The organism is Marinobacter sp. ELB17 (assembly GCF_000169375.1).
GTDB lineage: Bacteria > Pseudomonadota > Gammaproteobacteria > Pseudomonadales > Oleiphilaceae > Marinobacter.
On record NZ_AAXY01000060.1, the window covers coordinates 1 to 6,197 of the forward strand.

Here is a 6,197-nt window from a genome sequence, read left to right on the forward strand (position 1 = left end):
CTCAGTTCGGGGACAGACTTCAAGTCTGTCCCCAGCGTTGCTCGGTCTGTCCCCGGCTTTGCTCAGTCTGTCGCTGCCCTCTTCGTCATCAGAAAATCAACCAGGCTCTTTTGGTATTCCGGCAGGGCAAAAGTCGCTGCGTGGGGCGTGTCGGTTTGTAGAAACTTCTTTGGCTCTTTCGCCGCCTGGTACAGGGTTTTCCCGTTGGCAAAAGGGATAACGCCATCGCGCACGCTGTGAATCATTAATAGCGGCGTGGGGCTGATACGGCCGATATAGTCGGTCCCTTCGTAGCCGTTGGGGATGGTCCAACTCAGAGGTGCCTGTAGCGGCCAGGTGAGCCAGAAGCTGGCGAGTTTGTCCCGTGCAATGGCGCGAAAGCCGGCGAAAGTGCCGTCGAGGATGACGCCACCTAAGGGTGGCTGTTCGTTGCGCTGCTGCCACTCGGCGGCCAAGGGGATGGCGAGGGCGCCGCCCAGGCTTTGGCCTAGCAGGAAGATCGGTTTGCCTTGGGTTTGTGGTTGCTGGATTAGCCAGCGCATTCCGCGTTCTACATCGTGCAGGGCGCCTTCAATATCCGGCGTACCGGTTGAGCGGCCATAGCCGCGGTAATCCAGCGCAAATACGTTGTAACCTTCTGCCGGCAGCCAGGCAACGTTCATGATGTGGCTGCTGATGTTCTGGGCGTTGCCGTGCAGGTAATAAACCGTGCCTTTCGCGTTTTTTTCCGATGCTATGTTGCCTTCGCTCAGCTGTTTGGCTGCGGCTGGCAACCACCAGCCGTGCAACACTTCGCCGTCTGCGGTATTGATGAAAGCATCGCTGTATTCCAGATTCAGCCGATCCGGTGTTATGTAAGTGGTCTGGTCGGGGAAAAAGAACAGGCCACTGCAACCGCTCAGCGAGAAACCAGCAGCCATTAAGCCAATCAGAAGTAGGCGTGTAGGCCGGCTTGCCATGTGTTTTGCATCCTGTCGAAGTGGTCTTCACGGTTAAACTCGGCGAACACGCTGAATTCACGGCCAAGATGCCAGCTGGCTTTGCCATAAAGCTGGTCCTGGCGATGTTGGCTGCTGACAATCCAGGCTTTGGTTTTCACCCCGGCCAACAGGCTGAAGCGGGGGTTCTGGTGCAGGAGTCCGAGGTCGGCTCCGGGCGCCGCATCGTAACCGCGACCCAGGTCATCATCGATTTCAAGACCCGCCGTTGCCAGGGCAAACGCCTGAGTGTTGTTGGTGATTCGCCAGCTGCCGCCGGCACCGCCGTCCAGATAGGGTGCCAGAACTCTTTCACGCCCCGTATCCGTGCGTCGGCCGCCAAAGCTGACCTGCCACGACAGCGGCGAGAAAAAGCGGTTACGAGGGCTGACAGAGCGTATCTCCACGCCAGTCAGTTTTTCCAGCTGTAGCTCCCTGTTGTTGGTGTAACTAAGAAAAATGCCGCGGTAAGCGAACAATCGTTCGTCATCGTGGGCCGCAGCGTCCGCGGCGTAGGAAATGTGTCGGTCAGCAGCAGGTTGGTCTCTTCGTCACCCCGGGGCGGGGCCAGCCGCAGAAATGTATGGCTAAACATGGACGAGGGGCTGTTCAAATAGGACGCCGCGAACACAAGGCCGACAGTGTCGGTATTCAGCTCATTGGCCAACTGGTAAAAGGTTGGGTGCTTTACCGGTTGCTGGAGCAAGCCAAGTTGTTGTCTCAGTTAATAATCTCCTGCAGGGAAACGGCAGCGGGCATGTCCTCCTCCGGGCTTTGTGATGGCGCTTAGTGTCGCTTCGAACTCTGCCTTTGGTGAGGTTTTTCCTACTTTAGTGAGGAAGAAGTTTTCATCGTCTGCCTGGCTGGTGAGACCGTTATCGAACCGATTGGATTGGTAGTGAACCAAAGTTTAGGTGCTTATGAAGGTTGTCTGAGTCGGACAGAAGAGCAGCAAAAGGCTTTAAACCTGGCATCAGTTAAAACGGGACCAGCACGAAATTAAGCTAAGTGCGTATCGATAGTCAGTTAGTTCCAGTTTGGGCTTCGGGTGGACGGCTTAGGAAGCGTGGCTTCGTCAGTGGCGCGCGATATCCTTTTCGAGCCGAAAGCTCAGGCTGCTACATATTTGCTCAGGGTTTTGTCTGTTTCCAGCAGGGCCACAACAGCATCTACTGCCTTACCGGATCTGGCGCCACGCAAGTTCTTAATATTCCCCCTTGTTGTAATGCGTTTAGCTCTCCGCTAAGTCTTGAAAACTCGGCTTCCTGCTCTTTGTTTCCTCCAACGAACCACACTGTATAAGGTGTCGCCACCAGAAGTTTGTCTCTGTCGGCTTTATCATCAATTCGCCCGCCGAGTTCACTTACTCTTACTCTGAGTCTCTGTTCTTCCGCTGCCAATTGCTCACAGTTATAAGTTTGATACTGTAACGGTGAAACATAGGTAGGTGTAAGATCCTTAGACGAAGAAGCGCAACCAAAAATTACTGATGTAAAGAGGAGAACAGCAAATATCTTCATCAATTATGCCTTTAAAATTTTGTGAATTTTATGTGCCTTGATGTGTGAAAAACAACCGCGTGGCGTCGCTGATCTTACGATCAGAGCCGCAATTCCATCAAGAGTCTTCTGGTCTGATTGTCTCTATCAATAGTCTCAACAATTATTTTAAAAAAATAAAAGCTTCGGATTGCTTGAATACGACTCTGTGAGCAAGTTGTAATATAAGAGACCTATGCAACATAAAGAAGAGTTCTTGTCTGAGTCGTGCAATCAGTTTGGCCGATTGTTCCAGTGTTGAATGATAGAAGTCAGTTTAGCCACCCAGATACGCTTCCCGCACTTGTGGATTCACCAGCAGGTTTGCTCCCGTGTCATGCAGGCGAATGCGCCCGGTTTCCAGCACGTAACCCCGGTCGGCCAAATTCAGAGCCTGGTGGGCGTTCTGTTCTACCAGAAATACCGTCATGCCGTCATCGCGCAGTTTGCCGATAATCTCGAAAATCTGCTTGATAATCAGCGGTGCCAGGCCCAGGGACGGCTCGTCCAGAATGATCAGTCGCGGTTTGCTCATGAGCGCGCGGCCAATGGCCAGCATTTGCTGCTCGCCGCCAGACATGGTGCCGGCGCGCTGGCTTTCGCGTTCTTTCAGGCGCGGGAACAGTTCGTAAACGTGCTCCTGGCTTTTGCGGATTTCTGACTTGGTGTTGAAAAACCCGCCCATGTGCAGGTTCTCTTTCACCGTCAGCCCAGAAAAAATGCGTCGGCCTTCGGGCACTATGGCAATGCCGGAACGCATGATTTGCGAAGTCGGCTCTTTGGTGATGTCGCGGCCGTCAAGCACAACCCGGCCAGCACTGGCTTGGGGGGCACCGCATACAGTCATCAGCAGTGTGGTTTTGCCGGCGCCGTTGGCGCCGATCAGCGAGACAATTTCGCCCTCATTTATTTCAACCGATACGCCGTGCAGGGCTTCGATTTTGCCATAGTGGGTGTGTATATCTTCCAGTATCAACATGGCTGGTCCTCAGGCCTCGCCCAGGTAGGCTTTGATAACGTCTTCGTTTGCACGCACTTCCTGCGGTGTTCCGCTGGCAAGCGGGCGGCCCTGGTTAATCACCGTAATCCGGTCGGAAATATCCATTACCAGGTTCATGTCGTGCTCAATCAGCACCACCGACACGCTGTAGTCTTCTTTCAAGCTGACAATCAGCTGGTTCAGCTCCAGGGTTTCCGCCGGGTTCAAGCCGGCTGCGGGCTCGTCCAGCATCAACAGCTGCGGCTTGGTGACCATGCAGCGTGCTATTTCCAGGCGCCGCTGCTGGCCGTAAGACAGGTTTCCGGCATCGACGTTGGCCTGGTCTAGCATGCCTATCCGCTCTAGCCAGTAGGCGGCGCGATCTAGAGATTTGCGCTCACGCTCACGATAGTTCGGCGTTTTTACCAGACCAGCCAGTAGGTTGGTGTTCAAATGCCGGTGCTGTGCCACCAACAGGTTTTCCACCACCGACATTTGAGTAAACAGCCGCACGTGCTGAAACGTGCGCACCATTCCCATGCGCGAGATTTTATAATCCGGTTTGCCCTGAATTTCCTTGCCTTGAAAGATGATTTTGCCGCCGCTGGGCTTGTAAAACCCGCTCATACAGTTGAATACGGTGGTTTTACCGGCGCCGTTGGGGCCAATAATAGAGTGAATTTCCCGTTCCTGAACATCCAGACTTACGCCGTCTACCGCCAGTAGACCGCCAAAACGCATTGCCAGGTTTTGTATTTCAAGCATTGCCTGTTATTCCTGCGTTTTTAGGGTGATGTGAAGACGGCGCATGGGCACCAATCCCTGGGGTCGCCAGATCATCATCAGCACCATGGTGGCACCAAAGATCAGCATGCGGTATTCAGAAAACTCCCGTGCCAGCTCGGGCAGTATGGTGACTGCAATGGCCGCGAGTATTACGCCAATTTGCGAGCCCATGCCGCCCAGCACCACAATGGCCAGAACAATGGCTGATTCCAGGAACACGAAAGATTCCGGGCTAATAAAACCCTGTTTCGAGGCAAATATGGTGCCGGCAAAACCCGCAAAGAAGGCGCCGATGGTAAACGCCGACAACTTTACCGCGGTGCGGCTGAGGCCTAAGGAACGTGCGGCAATTTCATCTTCACGTAGAGCTTCCCAAGCGCGGCCTACCGGCATTTTCATCAACCGGCGAATAATCAGCGCGGTGATAATGGCCAGTACCAGGGCAATCAGGTACAGGAATATGACCTTGTGTTCGCCGCTGTATGCGATGCCGAAGGTTTCGTGAAACGAGGTATTACCTTCTCCTTTAACACGTCGGCCAAATTCCATTCCGAACAGGGTAGGGTCCGGAATGCCGCCAATGCCGTTAGGCCCGCCGGTCACGTTGGTCCAGTTGTTCAGAAGTATGCGGATAATTTCGCCAAAACCCAGGGTCACAATGGCCAGGTAGTCGCCCCTTAGCCTCAGCACCGGAAAACCCAGAAGCAGGCCGAATAGCCCTGCCAGCAAAGCGCCCAGGGGCAGCGCCATCCAGAACGAGACGCCGTAATACTGCGACAGCAAGGCAAAGGTGTAGGCGCCTACAGCGTAAAAAGCCACGTAGCCCAGGTCCAACAGGCCAGCCAAACCCACCACCACGTTCAGGCCCAGCGCCAGTATCACGTAAATCAGCACCAGGGTGGCCAGGTCAACTGCGCCGCGGGACGAGAAAAATGGCCAGAACAGCGCCACAACGACCAGCCCGGTCAGTACCCAGCTTTCAAGCTTTGCCCGTTTGTCTTGCTCCATGGGCTTGCGGCCGGTCAGCGGGTTCAGGTCGCTCACGGCGCCCAGTTTGCCCATCACGCTGTCGCGGAAAAGCTGAAACAAAAACACGATCAGGGCCGCACACGCAATGGCGACGATGGTGGTGGCGTCGGTGCCAGTCAGGACAATATTGACCCCTTCGGCTTCCAGATTCAGCCCCAAAATGGGGTAAGAGATAACAATGGTTACGATGGCACAAAAGAGTGCGTGCCGAACATTGGAAGTCGCCATCAGATTTTTTCAACCTCCGGTTTGCCCAACAGGCCGGTCGGTTTGAACAGCAAAATCAGGATCAGCAAGCTGAACGAGATGACGTCTTTGTATTCACCACTCAGATAGCCTGACGTCATGCTTTCAGCGATGCCTAGAATAAGCCCGCCCAGCATTGCACCTGGAATGCTGCCAATACCGCCCAGTACCGCGGCGGTAAACGCCTTTAAGCCAGCGATAAAACCAAACAACGGATCAACCGAGCCGTAGTACATGCCCAACAGCAGGCCGGCAACCGCCGCCAATGCGGCGCCAATAATAAAGGTGGCGGATATGATGCGGTTGGTGTCTATGCCCAGCAGGTTGGCCATGCCCAGATCCTGGGATACGGCACGGCAAGCGCGACCGGTGCGTGAGCGCGATATAAATGTCGATAACACGGTCATACAGATCAGGGTGGTCACGAAGATGGTGATTTGCATGTACGACAGCGACATCTGGAAAGCGCCGTCCGAACCAAAATTGAAACCGCCTTCGATCAGTAAGGGAAAACCGACGTTGCGAGAACCCTGGGCCAGGTGCATGTAATTTTGTAAAAAGATGGACATACCAATAGCGGAAATTAGCGGGATCAGGCGGTGCCGACCGCGCACAGGCCGGTAGGCCACTCGTCCACTGCCC

9 protein-coding genes are annotated in these 6,197 nt (G+C 54.4%); 1 reads left to right on the plus strand and 8 read right to left on the minus strand.

What is annotated here, in order from left to right; all coding sequences use genetic code 11:
• Positions 1-62: 62 nt before the first annotated feature.
• From MELB17_RS22775 to MELB17_RS26000, 3 genes are read right to left on the minus strand one after another with little or no spacing between them, the layout of a single operon-like run.
• Entirely contained in the window at positions 63-959 is an 897-nt protein-coding gene (locus MELB17_RS22775) for an alpha/beta hydrolase (RefSeq protein ID WP_007352701.1), read from the minus strand.
• Positions 929-1,456: a hypothetical protein gene (locus MELB17_RS25995; RefSeq protein WP_007352702.1), complete on the minus strand. Its 528-nt coding sequence runs from the start codon at positions 1,454-1,456 to the stop codon at positions 929-931. Before MELB17_RS25995 ends, MELB17_RS22775 begins: the two co-directional genes overlap by 31 nt.
• Positions 1,390-1,608 carry a DUF4105 domain-containing protein gene (locus MELB17_RS26000; RefSeq protein ID WP_264673259.1) on the minus strand — a complete coding sequence of 73 codons (219 nt, stop codon included), beginning with the start codon at positions 1,606-1,608 and terminating at the stop codon, positions 1,390-1,392. The genes MELB17_RS25995 and MELB17_RS26000 overlap by 67 nt, the downstream gene beginning before the upstream one ends.
• Between MELB17_RS26000 and MELB17_RS26005 the strand changes: the two genes are divergently transcribed.
• Positions 1,561-1,767 (plus strand): hypothetical protein, encoded by a 207-nt coding sequence (locus MELB17_RS26005; protein ID WP_007352703.1) that lies wholly within the window; start codon positions 1,561-1,563, stop codon positions 1,765-1,767. The two genes, MELB17_RS26000 and MELB17_RS26005, sit on opposite strands and share 48 nt — an antisense overlap.
• A 379-nt stretch (positions 1,768-2,146) precedes the next feature.
• Here MELB17_RS26005 and MELB17_RS22785 read toward each other — a convergent pair whose 3' ends face one another.
• From MELB17_RS22785 to MELB17_RS22805, 5 genes are all read right to left on the minus strand, one after another.
• Positions 2,147-2,497, minus strand: coding sequence for a hypothetical protein (locus tag MELB17_RS22785; protein ID WP_007352704.1), 351 nt, complete (start codon positions 2,495-2,497; stop codon positions 2,147-2,149).
• A gap of 295 nt (positions 2,498-2,792) precedes the next feature.
• Positions 2,793-3,494 (minus strand): ABC transporter ATP-binding protein, encoded by a 702-nt coding sequence (locus tag MELB17_RS22790; protein WP_007352705.1) that lies wholly within the window; start codon positions 3,492-3,494, stop codon positions 2,793-2,795.
• A 9-nt stretch (positions 3,495-3,503) separates the two neighbouring features.
• Positions 3,504-4,259: a high-affinity branched-chain amino acid ABC transporter ATP-binding protein LivG gene (gene livG, locus MELB17_RS22795; protein ID WP_007352706.1), complete on the minus strand. Its 756-nt coding sequence runs from the start codon at positions 4,257-4,259 to the stop codon at positions 3,504-3,506.
• Between the two features lie 6 nt (positions 4,260-4,265).
• Complete coding sequence (gene livM / locus MELB17_RS22800) at positions 4,266-5,537, minus strand: high-affinity branched-chain amino acid ABC transporter permease LivM (RefSeq protein WP_007352707.1); 1,272 nt, start codon at positions 5,535-5,537, stop codon at positions 4,266-4,268.
• Positions 5,537-6,197 (minus strand): ABC transporter permease subunit (locus MELB17_RS22805; RefSeq protein WP_007352708.1); only part of this gene is annotated, 661 nt, incomplete at its 5' end. The genes livM and MELB17_RS22805, both read right to left, overlap by 1 nt.

Excerpts from the sequence above, each read along its gene's own strand:
- MELB17_RS22775 (WP_007352701.1), bottom strand. The coding sequence starts at position 959 with ATGGCAAGCCGGCCTACACGCCTACTTCTGATTGGCTTAATGGCTGCT.
- MELB17_RS26005 (WP_007352703.1), top strand. The coding sequence starts at position 1,561 with ATGGCTAAACATGGACGAGGGGCTGTTCAAATAGGACGCCGCGAACAC.
- MELB17_RS22785 (WP_007352704.1), bottom strand. The coding sequence starts at position 2,497 with ATGAAGATATTTGCTGTTCTCCTCTTTACATCAGTAATTTTTGGTTGC.
- MELB17_RS22790 (WP_007352705.1), bottom strand. The coding sequence starts at position 3,494 with ATGTTGATACTGGAAGATATACACACCCACTATGGCAAAATCGAAGCC.
- livG (WP_007352706.1), bottom strand. The coding sequence starts at position 4,259 with ATGCTTGAAATACAAAACCTGGCAATGCGTTTTGGCGGTCTACTGGCG.
- livM (WP_007352707.1), bottom strand. The coding sequence starts at position 5,537 with ATGGCGACTTCCAATGTTCGGCACGCACTCTTTTGTGCCATCGTAACC.